Consider the following 16365-nt stretch of genomic DNA (forward strand, 5'->3'; position numbering starts at 1 on the left):
TTGGCGTTCATCAGAACTTCAGAACCACTCGGCCGTCGATCTTGGCGTGCTTCATCTCGTCGAAGACTGCGTTGACTTCCGAGAGCTCCCGGGTGGACACCGTTGGCTTGATCTTCCCCTGGGCATAGAACTCCAGCGCTTCCTCGAGGTCCTGCCTGGTGCCCACGATCGATCCCCTGACCGTGAGGCCCTTGAGGACAATCTCGAAGATCGGCGCCGGGAAATCTCCGGGCGGAAGACCGTTGAAGACGATCGTTCCACCGCGCCGGGCCATGCCAATGGCTTGTCCGAACGCCGAGGGGTGCACGGCCGTGACCAGCACGCCATGGCAGCCGCCCGTTTCGCGCTGGATGACCTCCGCCGGGTCCTCATGCAGTGCATTGACCGTCAACTCGGCACCATGCTCCTTGGCGAGCGCCAGTTTGTCGTCGGCAATGTCCACCGCTGCCACCCGCAGACCCATTGCCACTGCGTACTGGACGGCGATGTGCCCCAGGCCGCCAATGCCGGAGATGGTGACCCACTGCCCCGGCCTGGCCTCGGTCATCTTCAAGCCCTTGTACACCGTGACGCCGGCGCAGAGCACGGGTGCAACCTCCACCGGATCCGAGCCTGCCGGGATGCGGGCAGCGAAGCGGGTGTCCACCAGCATGTATTCACCGAACGAGCCATCCACACTGTAGCCGCCGTTCTGTTGCGACTCGCACAGGGTTTCCCACCCCGTCCGGCAGTACTGGCAGTCTCCGCAGGCCGACCACAGCCAGGCATTGCCCACGAGGTCGCCGACCGCCACGTCCGTGACCCCTTCGCCGAGGGCTACCACTTCGCCGACACCCTCGTGCCCGGGAATAAACGGTGGTGTCGGCTTGACGGGCCAGTCGCCTTCGGCGGCGTGCAGGTCGGTATGACATACCCCCGACGTAATGAGGCGGACCAGCGCCTGGCCGGGACCCGGCGTCGGGCGTTCGACCTCCATGACCTTCAGGTCGGTTCCGAATTCAGTGACTACTGCTGCTTGCATAGTGGTGGTCATTGACGATCTCCTTTGATCTGTACGAATGATGGGAGTTTTTGTACAGCTGATGCCCCTAAGTCCGCTCCATAAGGGCATCTGCTGTACAAAAACTCTTAGAAGAAGCCGAGCTTGTTCTCGTTGTAGCTGACCAGGAGGTTCTTGGTCTGCTGGTAGTGGTCCAGCATCATGGCGTGGTTTTCACGGCCAATACCTGAGGACTTGTAGCCACCGAAGGCGGCACCTGCCGGGTAGGCGTGGTAGTTGTTGACCCACACACGGCCGGCCTGGATTTCCCGGCCCGCGCGGTAGGCGACATTTCCGTTGCGCGACCAGACGCCGGCACCAAGACCGTAGAGGGTGTCGTTGGCGATGCCGATGGCGTCGTTGTAGTCGCTGAACTTGGTCACGGACACCACCGGGCCGAAGATTTCCTCCTGGAAGATCCGCATCCGGTTGTGGCCTTCGAAGATGGTGGGCTGGACGTAGTAGCCGCCGGCCAGATCGCCTGACAGCTCAGCCCGGGCCCCGCCGGTGAGGACCTTGGCGCCCTCCTGCTTTCCGATGTCGATGTAGGACAGGATCTTCTCCAACTGGTCGTTGGAGGCTTGGGCGCCGATCTGGGTGTCGGTGTCCAAGGGGTTGCCCTGGATGATCTTGTTGGTCCGGGCCACGACGTCGGTCATAAAGGAGTCGTAGATACCTTCCTGAACGAGTGCGCGGGACGGGCAGGTGCAGACTTCGCCCTGGTTGAAGGCGAAGAGCGTGAACCCTTCCTGCGCTTTGTCGTAGAAAGCATCGTTCTGGGCGGCGACGTCGTCGAAGAAGATGTTCGGACTCTTGCCGCCAAGTTCCAGCGTGACCGGAATGAGGTTGTTGGACGCATACTGGCTGATCAGCCGGCCGGTGGTGGTCTCGCCGGTGAAGGCGATCTTGCGGATGCGGGGGCTGGACGCCAGCGGTTTGCCTGCTTCCACACCGAATCCATTGACCACGTTTACTACGCCGGCCGGAAGCAGGTCACCGATGAGCTCCATCAAAACCAGGATCGACGTCGGCGTCTGCTCAGCGGGCTTCAGGACCACGGCGTTGCCGGCGGCGAGCGCCGGGGCCAACTTCCACACGGCCATGAGGATGGGGAAGTTCCACGGGATGATCTGGCCGACAACGCCCAACGGCTCCTTGAAGTGGTACGCCGTGGTGTCCTCGTCGAGCTGGGAGAGGTGGCCTTCCTGGGCGCGGACGGCGGAGGCGAAGTAGCGGAAGTGGTCAGCTGCCAGCGGGATGTCGGCGTTCAAGGTCTCGCGGACGGGCTTGCCGTTGTCCCAGGTCTCGGCAACAGCCAGGAGCTCCACGTTCTCGTCAATGCGGTCGGCGATCTTGTTCAGGATGGCTGCGCGTTCGGTGGCGGAGGTCTTCCCCCAGGACGGTGCAACCTTGTGTGCTGCGTCCAGCGCCAGTTCGATGTCCTCCGACGTCCCCCGGGCAACTTCGCAGAAGGCCTTGCCCGTCACGGGGGTGATGTTCTCAAAGTAGGCGCCCTTGACCGGGGCAACCCATTCGCCGCCGATCCAGTTCTCGTAGCGGTCCTTGAAGGTGACCTTCGAACCCTCGGCACCCGGCTGTGCATAAACAGTCATTGCTAGCTCCTTTGCTGCGAATCACGGTGGCTGTCGCCATTGATCCGAGCCTAGGAGCCAGGGGGTTGCAGCTACGTTGCAACAGTGTGAGTCAGCTCACGCTTTCAACTCGACGTCGATCCGCTCAAGATCGGCGACCACGGCCGCCCGCTTCGGTGAGCGCGGCGGCAGCAGCTTCAGCACGGCGAGGCGGAGGTCGACGTCGTACTTCGCCTCGGGCAGTTCCGCATATTTGAGGAGCGAATCGACGCTGCCGTCGCTGAGCAGCGCTTCCCGCAGCAGGTGGGACACCCGTTCCCGCAACTGCACGACGCCGGGTGCCTCCGAACGTGGCAAAAGCGCACCTTTGTAGATTTCCAGGGCAATGCGGTGGGCGCCGCGCTGCAGGCAATTGAGGACCTGCCCGGAGTCCGGAAGCAACTCGACCGGCAGCCTGTAGGGGCGGGATTCGGGAACCGCGTCCGGGCTGATCTCCTGGATGACTTTCCGGAGCCGCACCATCTCCGCCCGGAGCGTCACGGAAGAACCGTCGCCCGGGTAAAGCAGGGCGCAGAGGTCATCGGCGCTCAGTCCATCCGGATGGTTGCCCAGGATGGCAAGGATTTCGCTGTGCCGTGCGGACAAGGAGACCGTCCGGCCGGCGATGCTGAGCAGGGCACTGTCACGCCCCAGCAACTGCAGGCTGTTGCGGTACAAAGCGGGGGTTGAAGCGGCGGCCGCGCTCCGGCGTCGTGGTTTGTCTCGAACGGCGGCCGCGAGCTGCAGCCGCTCAATCCGCAGCTGCGCCTGGGCAGCTGCGACCGTCGCCTCCACCAGGGACAGGGTGTGCGGCGCCACGGCCGTTTCTGTCCCGGTGATGTCCACAACGCCCAGCACTGCACCGGAATCGGGATCGTGGAAGGGAACCGCGGTACAGCTCCAGGGATGGACGGAGCGCTTGAAATGTTCGGCTCCGGAGATCTGGATGCTCCGGTCGAGGGCGAGTGCCGTGCCGGGTGCGCTGGTGCCAACGGAGGCTTCGGACCAGTCGGCGCCGGCCACGAACATCATGCCTTCGGCCCGCCGCTGCATCACCGGATCGCCGTCCACCCACAAGAGCCGCCCGACGTCGTCCCCCACGGCCACGAGAAGACCGCTGTCATGGCTGGGCTGAACCAGCAGTTTCCTGATCACGGGCATGATGGTGGCCAAAGGGTGCTGCCGGCGGTACTCCTCCAGCTCATCGCGTTCCATCGCCAAGGGGGCTTCGGCGACGTCGGGGTTGGCCTGGAGACTCGCCGAACGCTGCCAGGATTCCCGGACCAGCCGGCGCAGCCCGACGATATCTTCCGGCACGCCAATGCGCAGGGATTCGAGGCGTTCATGGCCGGCCAGGGCACGCTTCTGCAGCAGCTCCGCGGCATCGCTGCCTGGAACCGGCGGGTGGACTGGATTCCTCATCGAACTCCCTGACATTCTGTGCGTTGGGCCGCGCGCGGTGGGCAGCACAGTACGAGAGAGTCTAATTCGCCAGATGGAGTTTTTGTACAGCTGATGACCCTAAAGCGTCCGAATAGGGGCATTAGGTGTACAAAAACTCCAAGGGTCAGCCGCGGGAGATCCGGATCATTTCCTCACGCGGCACAACCTTGATGCGCTCGCGAACCACACCGTCCGGATTCTCGTCGGATGCTGACCAGGCAGCACCAAGTGCGGCCTCGTGGGCGTCAAGCCGGTTCCAGCCCTCCCAAGTGGTGTACTCCACCCCGCGCTCTTCCAGGAGGTCGATGATGGCTTGCGGGTCCGGGTTTTCTGCCGGCGGCAGGTTGAGCCGGTCTTCGAGGAGGAAGCCGATGGTTTCCAGGGCGTCGCCCTTGGTGTGCCCGATCAACCCCACGGGTCCGCGCTTGATCCAGCCGGTGGCGTAGATTCCCGGCACGGGCTTGCCGTCGGCGCCCAGGACGCGGCCGCCGTCGTTCGGGATGACGCCGCGGCGGGCGTCGTACTCAAGTTCATCCAGCGGCGAGCCGTGGTAGCCGATGGCGCGGTACACGGCCTGGACGGGGTACGCCACGAATTCCCCGGTGCCCTTGACGTTTCCTGTGCCGTCCAGTTCCATCCGTTCGAACTTGATGCCGGCCACCCTGCCGGGCGTCTCCGGCGAGTCCAGGATCTCCACGGGGCTGTGCAGGAAGTGCAGGTGCAGGCGGCGGGAGGACGGCTGCTCGGATTCGGCGTGCTCCTCCACCAGCCAGTTGGTCATGGTGTTAACCATGATCTTGATTTGGTTGTTGCTGCGGATCGCCTCATCCGAGGCTTCGTCGAACTCGAAGTCCTCCGGGTACAGCACGATGTCCACGTCCTTGCAGTGCGAGAGCTCGCGCAACTCCAGCGGCGTGAACTTCACCTGGGCGGGGCCGCGGCGCCCGAACACATGGACATCGGTGACGGGCGAATTCTTGAGGCCTGCGAACACGTTGTCCGCGATCTCGGTGACCAACAGTTCTTCAGGGTGCTTGACCAACATCCGTGCTACATCCAGTGCAACGTTGCCGTTGCCGATCACGGCAATTTCCTTGGCATCCAGCGGCCATTCCCGGGGCACGTCCGGGTGGCCGTCGTACCAGGAGACGAAGTCGGCGCCGCCGAAGGACCCTTCCAGGTCGATGCCGGGAATGTTCAGGTCCGCGTCCTTGATGGCGCCGGTGGAGAAGATCACGGCGTCGTAGAAGGAGCGGAAATCGTGCAAAGTAAGGTCTCGGCCGTACGTGACGTTGCCCAGGAAGCGGATGTCGCCACGGTCCAGCACTTTGTGGAGGGCGTTGACGATTCCTTTGATGCGGGGATGGTCCGGCGCCACACCGTAGCGGATCAGTCCGTAGGGCGCGGGATACGCCTCGAAGAGGTCGATGCTCACTTCAACGTGCCCGTCCTTGACCTCGTTGGACTTGGTCAGGATATCCGCGGCGTAAACCCCTGCGGGGCCTGCACCGACAATGGCAACGCGAAGGGGACGATTGGGGATGGTTGCGGCTGAGTTGGACACCGTGAGCCCTTCCGAAGCAGTGAGCCACGCCGCTGTTGGGGGCGCGCAGACTTCAATTCTAGGTGTCGACCCTACACCCGGCCGCTTATATGGCAGGAGTCACAGAGATTCACAAAAATTGCGGAATATTGCAGCAGTACCCGGTGTTGGCGACAATGTGTCGACTCCGGAACAGATCATCTCAGGCTCCCCTTCAAACCAGCCCCCGACGGCGGCGGCCAAGGGCGGTGGAGCAGGAACCGGCGGTTCCGCCAAGCCTGTGAGGAGCGAGTCGACGGCGGGAATCCTGTTCGGCATCGGCGCTTACGGCCTGTGGGGCCTGCTTCCCCTCTACTTCTTTATCCTCATGCCTGCCGGGGCGATCGAAATCGTGGCCAACCGGATTGTCTGGTCCCTGATCTTTTGCGCCCTCCTGATCACCATCACGCGGGCCTGGCGGGTTTTCGGTGCAGCGTTGAAGGACCGTAGCGTCTTCGGGCCGCTCGCGCTCGCCGCCGGCCTGATCGCCATCAACTGGCTCACCTACACGTTCGGCGTCACTACCGGACATGCTGTTGAGACCTCCCTGGGCTACTTCATCAACCCGCTGGTCTCGGTCCTCCTGGGTGTTTTCGTCCTCAAGGAGAAGCTGCGCCCCTTGCAGTGGACGGCCGTGGGCATTGGATTCGTCGCGGTGGGAGTCCTGACTTTCTCGTACGGGCAACTCCCCTGGATCGCCCTGATTCTGGCGTTCAGCTTTGGCTTGTACGGTTTCGTGAAGAAGCGCGTTGGTCCCAAGGTGGATGCCTTGACGAGCTTGAGCGTTGAGACCGTGGTGCTGGCTCCCTTTGCTGCCATCACCATGGTGGTCCTGGGCGTCACGGGAGCTGAAACCCTCACGACGATGGGCGCCGGACATTTCTGGTTGCTGGTGGCTTCCGGCGTGATCACCGCTGTTCCGCTGCTCTTCTTCGGTGCCTCTGCCCGTCGCCTCCCGATGACCACTATCGGCCTCCTCCAGTACTTCGCGCCGATCCTCCAGTTTGTTGTGGCGCTGCTGGTGTTCCACGAAACCATGACGACGGCCCGCTGGATCGGCTTCTGCGTTGTCTGGCTTGCTTTGGTCCTGCTGACCATCGACATGCTGCGGACCACCAGGAAGAATTCCGTGCTGAGGAAGAAGGCCCGGGTGGCAGCGGCCGGAGCTTAGCTAGTCGAGCACGTCCGGATTGGGCTCCTTTTCGGAAGCAGGCCCGGCAAGGAGTCCAGTTTCCAGGGCAAGAACGGCCGGACCAGCCTCTGAGCCAGCCCGCAGTTCCACCTCGAATACGGAATCTGCCAGCCTGTTGTACGGGTGCGCGCCGGTCCCGGGTGTCCGGAGCCCCGTGAGCTCCAGGCCCGCGGGGAGCTGCAGGCGCACCCGCCCCGACGCCGGCAGGCGCGTGACCACAGCAAACACTTGTCCGCTGGAGGTGTCGCGGGTGTAGTAACCCCAACCCGGGTACTCCCAGCCCTCGGCGTACCCGCAACCGTAGACCGCTTCACCGTTGACTGCGAGCCACTCCCCCACCCTGCGGGCGATCTCCACCTCGGCAGGGGCCAAGGAGCCGTCGCCGCGGGGGCCGAAGTTCAGCAGGAAGTTGCCGCCCAGGGATGTGCAGTGGGCGATCATGTCCACCACATCCCAGGGATGTGCAGTGGGCGATCATGTCCACCACATCCCAGGGATGCTTGAGCGTCGACTGCGCCCACGGGCCTTGGTGGTATCCCCAGCTCGCCTGCGGAATGGTCATGCAGGCTTCCCAGTCACGGGTGGCAACGCTGGTGTCCCAGGGCTCGGGAAGCCGGCGCTCGTAGCCGCTTTCGTAGTCGCCCATGAGGTGGCCGTTGGAGTCCACGTGTCTGGCTCCAAGGTCGTCCGCCCGCAAGCGGCTGTTGACCACCACGCCGGGAAGACGTTCTTTCAACATCCGTTCGACCTCCCAGGTCCACCACCCGTTGGCCTTCACGGATTCGTCCCACGTGCCGTCGAACCAGAAGCCCTTCACGCTCGGATAGCGTTCGGCCAGTTCTTCCAACTGTTTCATCGCGAAGTCGAGGTAGCGGGCGAAAGCCAGGTTGTCGGCGTCGTTCTCCAGCGTGAAGCGCCAGTCCGGGTGCCGCCAATCCAGCACCGAGTAGTAGAAGTTGACGTCAATCCCCCGGGCTTCATAGGCGGCCACCAGCTCACCCAGGACATCGCGGCCGGAGGGCGTGTTCCCCATGTGGAAGTCCGTGTGCGCGCTCGGCCACAGGCAGAAACCATCGTGGTGTTTGGTGGTGATGGTCATGTAGCGGGCGCCCATCGCCACTGCCGTGTCCGCCCACCGCTCGGCGTCGAAATCCGCCAGGGTGAAATCGTTCGCGAGCGCCTCCCAGCGTTGTTGCGGAATCTTCGCCACGCGGGGCAGGAACTCAGCGGCGAACTCCACGTCTTTGCCTTCCCAGCGACCAGCCGGCAGGGCGTAAAGACCCCAGTGAATGAACTGCCCCACGCGATGGCCGCGGAACCGCTGCATCGCACCATCCTCGCGGGGATTTTCCCGCGACGCGCCGTACTTGAGGTCCATCACTTACCCACCTGCCCATCCCAAGGGACAAACGTCCGCAGATCGAAAGTTTGCGAAGCACCGCCGGCCCACGACACGGACACTTCCGTACCGGAAACCACGACGGCGGCAGCCGCCTGGAGCGCTTCCGGCGAAGGAGCCGGTCCCCGGGTCAGCGTGTGGAGGGCAACGTGGACCGTTTCCTCACTGTTGCGCTCCGCGCCAAGGCTGGGGACTGCTGAGTGCTTGCCCATGGCGTTGGCATCCATATACCGCGTGGTCCGCGGCTCGTCCCAGCCGTGCACCGCAGTCACAGCGACGTAGACATCACCGTTGCCGGCCCACGCGGTGTTGTCCGTCGTTCCAACGTCCACCGGCGTGGCGCCGGCTACAGCATGGCCACCCTCCCGGACGGAATACTCCATCGGGCCACGGACCAAATGGCAGCGAAGCTCGTGGATGCCGTGCACCACCGAAACTGTATTGACGGCCGTGCCGGGCAGGGTCTTTCCGTGCAGCTGAGGGATGTGGACGGATCCGCTGACGAGGCCGTCCGTGCGGGTGGCGCGCAGGGCACAGCGCCGGCTCGCCACGCCGTCGGACCCCAACAACGCAAGGTGACCATCCACGTTGTCCTCCCACGCAACTCCTGTACCCGGCGCTGTATGGGTGGAATAGGAGAACTTGGCGTAGTGCGGATCATCGGGGTCCGTGCCGCCGCCCACGGGCAGGCCGCAATGGTCGCTGCCGTGGTTGGTGAGACGGACCAAGCCGCCATCGCTGATCACAGTCCAACCCGCATCAGGCAACGCCCGAACAGCGGCCGGGCCATCTGTGGGCTGCGGCTCTTCCACGTCCTGCCACACCCTGTGCTCCGGCGGCAGCGCCAACCCCAGGAAGCCGATGCCTGCCAGATACGGTGAACCGAACCCGCTGTACGCCTGGCAGGAGCCCAGATGTTCGTCATACCAGCCCAGGTTCGGCGGCCCATCAACACCAACGCCCTTCGCGGTGAAGTTCGCCAGGACCCCGGACGCCAGTCGACGCGTGGCACCCGGCGTCAACGGGTTCACGCCAGAGATCTCGGCACACCACAAGGCGGCCAGAACGGCCGTGCGGTACGCCAAGGATCGCCCGACGTGCAGCACTGCCCCATCACTGGCGAACATCAGGCTCTGCGTACCCACGAATTCGCGCAGACGCTCCAGATGACGGCGACCCTCGGGGGTATCCTCACGGCCGGTCATCTTGTACCAGGCCCACAAATAAGGGTGGATGGCCCACGCGTTGTAGTAGTCGATGGCGTGCTCCGGCCCGTCGGTGTACCACCCATCGCCCAGATACCAGGACTCCACCCGGGCCACATTCCGCGCACCCGTGCAGCCCGACACGTCCTCCCCCACCGAACGCAGGAAACCCTCCGCCATTGCCGGAAAGAGCTGCCAGTTGTTACCCCACACCTCGAGCCGGGCATGGTGCCGCAACCAGCCGGCAACCTGCTTCTTTTCATCGGCATCCAACGGTTCCCACAGCCACTCCCTGGCGATGTGGAGCGAGAAAGCGATGTTCGCCGCTTCCACGATCGAGTTGGTCACCCCCAGCAAGGGTGACTTGCACGTGACACCCAACGGCCAACGTTCTGCACCCTCAGGTTCGGTACCGGCCAGCAGCGCCTCCCGGTACCAAGCCGCCAACTCCAAGCGGTCCCGGCCACGGGCACCGGCGATCCGCGGCGCGGCCATCAGCATGCTCCGTCCGATGGTCTCCATGCCTTCCCGGCGCTCGCCGTCACGCGTCACCGGGCCCGGAAGGCGTGGGCTGGCCTTGAGCGGGCTGGAGTAGGCACGGATGTGTCCGAGCCAATGGTCGGCTGTGGCTTCCCAATGGCCGCGGGTCCAGCCCGTGAGCGGAGACAGGACGGGATCAGGATGGGGAAGCCAGGGCTGGGTTACTGGCGGGAGCTGTGTCACAGGGTTCCTTGGGTTGTGCAGGCCGGGTTGTGCAGACCGGGTTGTGCAGGCCGGGTTGTGCTGGCCGGGTTGTGCAGGCCGGGGCGGGGCGGATCGGCTACTTGGCCAGCGCCGATTCGTATTCGCCGCGGATGGTGTCGCCACCATTCTTCTTCCAGTCCGCCACGGCAGTCTTGAGTGCGTCCATGGTGCCACGTCCGGCAATGACTGCTGTGGCGGCGTCGGAGACGGGCTGGCCCAGCTTGGCGCCCTTGCTGGCATTGGTGGGGCTGAACAGCGTGCCACAGGGATCTTCGACACCCAACGGGATGAGCTTCGAGTAGGCATTATGCATGACGTCCAAAATGTCCTTGTTGCTGGGGTCGTACACCACTTGCTGCGGTGCGGCCAGGTACTTCCACGGCACGGCGTTGTCCAGCAGGGCGCGATCGGTCACCACGGGATTACCGCTGGCGTCCAAGGTGTAGTCGGCCCCTTCTGCGCCGTAGTTGAGCAGCAGGTACTCCTCGCTGCCGAACGGAGCCGCCAGGAAGTTGGCCACGGCCAGGACTTCCTTGAGCTTGGTTTCGTCGGCTTTCTTGAGCATCACGGTGCCGAACGTGATGTTGTCCAACCAGGTCTGCGCCTTGCCGCCGTCGTGGCCCACAGGGATGAACGGGACGGCTTTGTTGGCCTTGTTGGCTGCGGGAACGCTGCGGCCGTAACCGGTGGGTCCGATGTAGGCCGGGAGTCCGTCGTAGATCATGGCCACCTTGCCGGAGATGAAGGAGTTGACCATCTGCGACTTCGTCCAACCTTCGGAGCCGGGAACGTACAAGCCGTCTTTGTAGAGTTTGGCTGCGAACTCGATCGCTGCCATGTATTCGTCCGTCTCGAACGCCCTGGTGAGTTTGCCGCCGTCGTTCTTCCAGACGTTCGGTGTGCGGAACATGTGGTGCAGCATGGTGAGCCCAAACTTGGTGCTGCCCAACGCCCACTGGTTCTTGGAGGGGTTGGTGAGTTCCTTGGCCACCCGGTAGAAGTCGTCCTTGTCCTTGATGTCTTCAGTGGACTTGACGCCGACGTTCTCCAACAGCGTCTGGTTCACGAAGCCGGATCCGCCGGTGAGGTTGCGCGGAATGGGCAGCGAGTACAGCTTGCCGGCCTGGACGGTCTGCTTCCAGAACACCTCCGGGATGGCGGCCAGGTTGGGGTAGTCCTTGATCTTGTCGCCGCCCAGCAACGGTGTCAGGTCCGCACATTTGGCCTGCAGGAACTCCACGATGTTGGGCACGGCGGCGCCGTCGTTGAGCATGAGGTCCGGAAGCTCGCCGCCCGCGATGATGGTGTTGAACTTGGTGGCGTAGTCGTCCGAGGAGACCGAGGTGATGTCCACCTGCCCGCCCAGTCGGGCTTCGATGGCCTGCCACGCAGGGTTGTCCGCCCGCGCATTGGGAGCGGTCCCGAACAGGTTGGTGATAGCTGTGATTTTGCCTCCCTTCAGCGGTGCTGTCTGCACGCTGCGGAACGGCGCGGGGTACTTGTAGAACGCCGACGGCACACCTTGCGCAGTACCGGGGATGTCGGCAGCGGCTGCCTGGAGGGGCATGTGCGTGGGCAACAATGCTTCGCTGGCGTTCGAGGCGACACTGGTGGTGCGCTGCCCGCAGCCGGCCAGGGCCCCGCCGCTGAAGAGAGCCAGCGCACCGATGCCTGCTACGGAGAGGAAGTTCCGGCGGCTGGGGCCGGCAGAGGGTACTGCGTTCATGGGTCTTCCCTTTCAAGAATGGAGAGTTGGACTAGCCTTTGATGGCGCCGGTGAGGACGCCCTTGGTGAAGTAGCGCTGGAGGAACGGGAACACGATCACGATCGGGATCAGGGAAATCACGACGACGGCCATCTGGATCGCCTGCGACGGCACCGCGATCTCGGCTACTGCGGAGTCGCCCATGGGCTGGCCGAGCAACACGTATTGCCGCAGGATCATGGACAGCGGCCACTTGTCATCGTTCAGGTAGAGCATGGCGTTGAAGAACGCGTTCCAGTAGCCCACCGCGTAGAACAGTCCGACGACGGCCAGCACGCCTCGCGAGAGCGGCAACACCATCTGGACCAGGATGCGGAAGTCCCCCGCGCCGTCGATCTTCGCGGCCTCGAACAGTTCCTGCGGGAGGTTCATGAAGAAGGACCGGACCACCACCAGGTTGAAGGCACTCATCAAGGTGGGCAGGACCAGCGCCGCGTAGCTGTCCAGCAGTCCGAGTTCCTTGACCATGAGGAAGCTGGGGATGATGCCGGGGCTGAAAAGCATGGTGAACAGGGCGGTCATGAGGAAGAAGCGCCCGCCGACCAGGTCCCGGCGCGTGAGGCCGTAGGCCATGGCCACCGTAACCACTAGGGAGAGGGCCGTGCCCACGGTGGTGATAAGGAGCGAGCGGATCAACGCATCGGTCACCACTCCCCCGGCAAAGATGGTCTGGTAGGCAGCGAACGTGGGCTCTTTGGGGAAGAGGACCAAGCCGTTGTTGTTGGCGATCTCGCTTTGGCTGGAGAGGCTCGTAGCCAAGACGGCCAGCAGCGGGTACAGGGCCAGGAAGCAGATGATGACCAATGCGATGGTCTTGGCAACCTGGACGGCGGGCTTGGGTTTCTCCATCCAGATCGGGCGTGTGTCCTTGGGCTTCAGCCGGCCCAGACCGGCCACCAGGGTGCTACTTGGATTTGCCATTGGAATAGACACCTTCCTGTCCAAAGAGATGGGCGAGTTTGTTGGCACCGAGCACCAGGATCAGGCCCACAATGCCCTTCACCAGGCCCACGGCTGCCGCCGGACCCCACTGCCCGTCCTGGATGCCGTGGAAGTACACATAGGTATCCAGGACTTCTCCGGCACCGGGACCCACGTTGTCGCGCTGGAGAACGATCTGTTCGAAACCGACGGACAGGATGCTGCCCAGGTTGAGGATGAGGAGCAGGATGATCACCGGCATGATTCCGGGGAGGGTGATGTGCCACAGCCGGTGCCGTGCGTTCGCTCCATCCACTGCGGCGGCCTCGTACAGTTCCTGATCCACGTTCATGAGGGCTGCCAGGAAGATGATGGTGCCCCATCCGGCGTCCTTCCAGATGGACTGGATGGTGACCAGGAACGGGAAGAACTCGGGAGTGGTCATGGCGTCGAAGCGCGGAAGGCCCAGGCTCTCCAGCAGGTGCGGGACAGCGCCGGTGGCACCGAGGACTTCGGAGAAGACTGCCACGATGATCACCCAGCCAATGAAGTGCGGCAGGTAGACCACGCTCTGGACGAACTTCCTGATCCTGTCGGACACGATGCTGTTCAACAGCAAGGCCAGGCAGATGGGAACCGGGAAGAACAGGGCCAATTGGAGCCCCGTGATCACCAAGGTGTTGCGCAGGGCTTCCCAGAAGGCACCGTCCTGGAACATGGCCGCGAAGTTGTCCAGGCCCACCCAAACACTGTCCACGAATCCGAGGTAAGGCTTGTAGTCCAGGAAAGCGATGATGTTGCCGGCCAGCGGGACATAGTGGAACACCACGAAGTACAGGAAGCCCGGCGCGATCAACAGCAACATCACTTTGTCGCGGCGGATCCGGGCCATGAGGCTCTTCTTGCGGCCGCGGCCTGCGGCAGGTCCCCCGGGTGGGCGACCCCGACGGCGGCCTTCCGCCACCGGCGCCAGCCCGCCGACGTCGGGCGTCGCCTGGGGCGTGAGTGTCTGGCTGTTGCTGCTCATGTATTTCCTCTGTCTGCGCCGAAGCCGGCGGATGTGGAGTGGCCCGGCGCCCGGAAGCGCTCGACGGCTAGAAATAGTAAGCGTTTACTATGGGGAACAAGCTACCCAGAAGAATTGTGTGATGTCAATAACACAGAAGAATCCATATATTGATTGGAATCTGGGATTGACAGCCATTCTTCGACGCACCTACGCTGACATGCAAATAGCAAGCGCTTTCTATGCTTTCATCACCACGACCGGACGGAAACCTGCAGTGACCACCAACCTCCAGCACGCCGGCACCATCAAGGCTGCGTTCGTGATGGGCCGCAGTAATCTGCCCACCCTGTTCAGCACCGAGGACCTTGCCCGGCTCCGTGGAATCGTCACACTGCTGGATCCCGAGCCCGTCTCCGATTTCACCGTCCCGAGCACCCTTGAGCGCCTCCGAGACGCCGAACTGCTCATCACCGGGTGGGGCGCTCCTCTCATTGATGCCTTCGTGCTGGACCACTTGCCCCGGTTGCGCTGCATCGTCCACGCGGCAGGCACCGTGAAAACTTTCCTGTCCCCTGAGGTGTACACCCGGGGAATCCAGGTGTCGTCGTCGGCCGCGGCAAATGCCGTGCCGGTGGCCGAGTTCACGTTCGCCGCTATCGTCATGGGCCTGAAGAGGGCCCGGAGGTTCAGTGAGCAACTGCGCATGACAGGCGCCTCCCGCAACGCCGCAGGGTTTCCCACCATCGGAACCAACGGCGTCACGATCGGCTTGGTGGGCGCCTCCCGCGTCGGGCGCCAAGTGATCGGACTGCTCAAGAACCTCGACGCGCGGGTACTGGTCTACGACCCCTACCTCACCGCCGTCGAGGCCGCCAAACTGGGTGTTGAAACTGTTGGCCTGGACCAGCTCTGCGCCCTCTCCGATGTGGTGAGCATCCACGCTCCGGACATCGCTGAAACGCGCGGCATCATCGGTGCGCAGCAACTTGCCCTCATGAAGGACGGGACACTGGTCATCAACACCGCACGCGGCGCGCTGATCGATGCAGCAGCCCTGACGGCGGAACTCGTGTCGGGCCGGCTGGACGCGTATCTGGATGTCACGGATCCGGAACCGCTGCCTGCCGACTCGGTCCTGCACACCCTGCCCAATGTGGTGCTGACGCCTCATATCGCCGGGGCAATGGGCAACGAGATCCACCGTCTGGGCAGCCACGCCGTCACGGAAGTCCGGCGATTGAGCGAGGGCTTGCCCTTGGCTTATCCGGTATTGGCGGCGGATCTTGCGAGAATCGCCTAGTGACTGACAAAAGCTCCCCCACAGATCCGATCCATGCCCGCGGCGGCAGCGGCGCCACCATTGCCGACGTCGCACAGGCGGCAGGCGTGTCCGTGGCCACCGTTTCCAGGGCTCTGAGTGGCAACTACCCGGTGGCCAAAGCCACGCGTGAGCGGATCTTCCGCTCCGTGTCGGACCTCGGCTACGTGGCCAACGCGCATGCCCGTGCCCTGGCCGGTGCCACTACCCGCACGGTCGGAATCATCATCAACGATGTCGCCGACCCTTTCTTCGCTTACATTGCCCGGGGCGTGGAGCGGCAGGCGAGCGCCGAGGGACGCCTGTGCCTGATCACCGCCACCCATGGCGACAAGGAACGGGAGCTCGCGCTGGTGGACCTCATGCGCGAGCAGCGGACTGATGCGGTGATCGTGGTGGGCGGAGCGTCGGACGACCCCCGTTACCGGAAGCAGATGGCCGACCGTGCCCGGGCGCTTGCTGCGGCAGGGTCCGCGTTGGTCCTCTGTGGCAGGCCGTCCCTGGGCCCTGGTGTTCCCACCAAGATGGTCACCTACGACAACGAAGGAGGCGCCTTCGCCATTACCGACTACCTGATCTCGCAGGGACACCGGAGGATCCTTTACGTCGGTGGCCCCCGTGATTTTTCGACGACGGCGTCCCGGCTGGCCGGTTTCTACCGCGCCCTGGATGCCCGAGGTATCGAACGCGATCCTGCCCTGGTCCACGAAGGAGCCTTTGGCCGCGGCTTCGGCTACAGCCGGATGCGCGAACTGTTGGAGCAGAACCTTGGGTTCACCGCCGTCTTTGGTGCCAACGACCTCGTGGCCGCCGGAATCCTGGAGGCTCTCGAAGAACGCGGAATCAGGGTCCCGGAGGACATTTCGGTTGTTGGCTACGACGACGTTCCCGTGGCCAGCGAGCTGCGTCCCCGCCTGACAACTGTGCGGGTGCCGCTCGAGGAACTGGGACGCGAAGCCGTGCGGCTGGCGCTGGCCCAGTCTCCGCACGACGCCGGCGCCTCCTCCGACAACACCCTCACCGTCGGCACTCACATAGTCATCCGGGACTCGGTGTCACCTCCCAAACAGTCGTGAACTCTCCGTTCACTGCTGTTGAGGGACCCGGGAACCGGAC

At 63.9% G+C, this 16365-nt stretch carries 13 protein-coding genes; 3 read left to right on the top strand and 10 right to left on the bottom strand.

The genetic code is table 11. The annotated features are described in order from the left end of the window. Positions 1-10 precede the first annotated feature (10 nt). The 4 genes from adhP to ACNAOU_RS16825 all read right to left on the bottom strand — a co-directional run bounded on the left by adhP (position 11) and on the right by ACNAOU_RS16825 (position 5677). A complete protein-coding gene (gene adhP / locus ACNAOU_RS16810; protein ID WP_179128300.1) occupies positions 11-1033 on the bottom strand; it encodes an alcohol dehydrogenase AdhP in 1023 nt (340 codons plus the stop codon). Between the two features lie 95 nt (positions 1034-1128). Further along, complete coding sequence (locus tag ACNAOU_RS16815) at positions 1129-2652, bottom strand: aldehyde dehydrogenase family protein (RefSeq protein WP_018776796.1); 1524 nt, start codon at positions 2650-2652, stop codon at positions 1129-1131. A 96-nt stretch (positions 2653-2748) separates the two neighbouring features. Beyond that, positions 2749-4092 (bottom strand): GAF domain-containing protein, encoded by a 1344-nt coding sequence (locus ACNAOU_RS16820; RefSeq protein ID WP_422757281.1) that lies wholly within the window; start codon positions 4090-4092, stop codon positions 2749-2751. 145 nt (positions 4093-4237) lie between these two features. Next, positions 4238-5677 (bottom strand): FAD-dependent oxidoreductase, encoded by a 1440-nt coding sequence (locus ACNAOU_RS16825; RefSeq protein ID WP_422757282.1) that lies wholly within the window; start codon positions 5675-5677, stop codon positions 4238-4240. Between the two features lie 118 nt (positions 5678-5795). On the opposite strand from ACNAOU_RS16825, the gene rarD reads away from it, so the two are divergent. Continuing rightward, on the top strand, positions 5796-6866 hold the full coding sequence (gene rarD, locus ACNAOU_RS16830) for an EamA family transporter RarD (RefSeq protein ID WP_064721538.1): 1071 nt from the start codon (positions 5796-5798) through the stop codon (positions 6864-6866). Here rarD and ACNAOU_RS16835 read toward each other — a convergent pair whose 3' ends face one another. The 6 genes from ACNAOU_RS16835 to ACNAOU_RS16860 all read right to left on the bottom strand — a co-directional run bounded on the left by ACNAOU_RS16835 (position 6867) and on the right by ACNAOU_RS16860 (position 13949). Continuing rightward, positions 6867-7259 (bottom strand): hypothetical protein, encoded by a 393-nt coding sequence (locus tag ACNAOU_RS16835; protein ID WP_422757283.1) that lies wholly within the window; start codon positions 7257-7259, stop codon positions 6867-6869. Beyond that, positions 7198-8265, bottom strand: coding sequence for an alpha-L-fucosidase (locus tag ACNAOU_RS16840; protein ID WP_422758690.1), 1068 nt, complete (start codon positions 8263-8265; stop codon positions 7198-7200). Before ACNAOU_RS16840 ends, ACNAOU_RS16835 begins: the two co-directional genes overlap by 62 nt. Continuing rightward, positions 8265-10214, bottom strand: a complete 1950-nt coding sequence (locus tag ACNAOU_RS16845; protein WP_422757284.1) for a DUF2264 domain-containing protein — start codon at positions 10212-10214, stop codon at positions 8265-8267. Before ACNAOU_RS16845 ends, ACNAOU_RS16840 begins: the two co-directional genes overlap by 1 nt. Positions 10215-10311: 97 nt before the next feature. Continuing rightward, positions 10312-11961, bottom strand: coding sequence for an extracellular solute-binding protein (locus ACNAOU_RS16850; RefSeq protein WP_422757285.1), 1650 nt, complete (start codon positions 11959-11961; stop codon positions 10312-10314). Between the two features lie 31 nt (positions 11962-11992). Continuing rightward, positions 11993-12922 carry a carbohydrate ABC transporter permease gene (locus tag ACNAOU_RS16855; RefSeq protein ID WP_018776803.1) on the bottom strand — a complete coding sequence of 310 codons (930 nt, stop codon included), beginning with the start codon at positions 12920-12922 and terminating at the stop codon, positions 11993-11995. Further along, positions 12906-13949 (bottom strand): ABC transporter permease, encoded by a 1044-nt coding sequence (locus tag ACNAOU_RS16860; RefSeq protein WP_422757286.1) that lies wholly within the window; start codon positions 13947-13949, stop codon positions 12906-12908. Before ACNAOU_RS16860 ends, ACNAOU_RS16855 begins: the two co-directional genes overlap by 17 nt. A 256-nt stretch (positions 13950-14205) precedes the next feature. Here ACNAOU_RS16860 and ACNAOU_RS16865 point away from each other — a divergent pair, with 256 nt between their 5' ends. Together ACNAOU_RS16865 and ACNAOU_RS16870 are read left to right on the top strand one after the other, a co-directional pair. After that, positions 14206-15231 carry a hydroxyacid dehydrogenase gene (locus ACNAOU_RS16865; RefSeq protein WP_422757287.1) on the top strand — a complete coding sequence of 342 codons (1026 nt, stop codon included), beginning with the start codon at positions 14206-14208 and terminating at the stop codon, positions 15229-15231. Further along, positions 15231-16325, top strand: a complete 1095-nt coding sequence (locus ACNAOU_RS16870) for a LacI family DNA-binding transcriptional regulator (protein WP_422757288.1) — start codon at positions 15231-15233, stop codon at positions 16323-16325. Before ACNAOU_RS16865 ends, ACNAOU_RS16870 begins: the two co-directional genes overlap by 1 nt. Positions 16326-16365 lie beyond the last annotated feature (40 nt).

Source organism: Paenarthrobacter sp. C1 (genome assembly GCF_049315185.1).
GTDB classification, from domain to species: Bacteria; Actinomycetota; Actinomycetes; order Actinomycetales; family Micrococcaceae; genus Arthrobacter; species Arthrobacter nicotinovorans.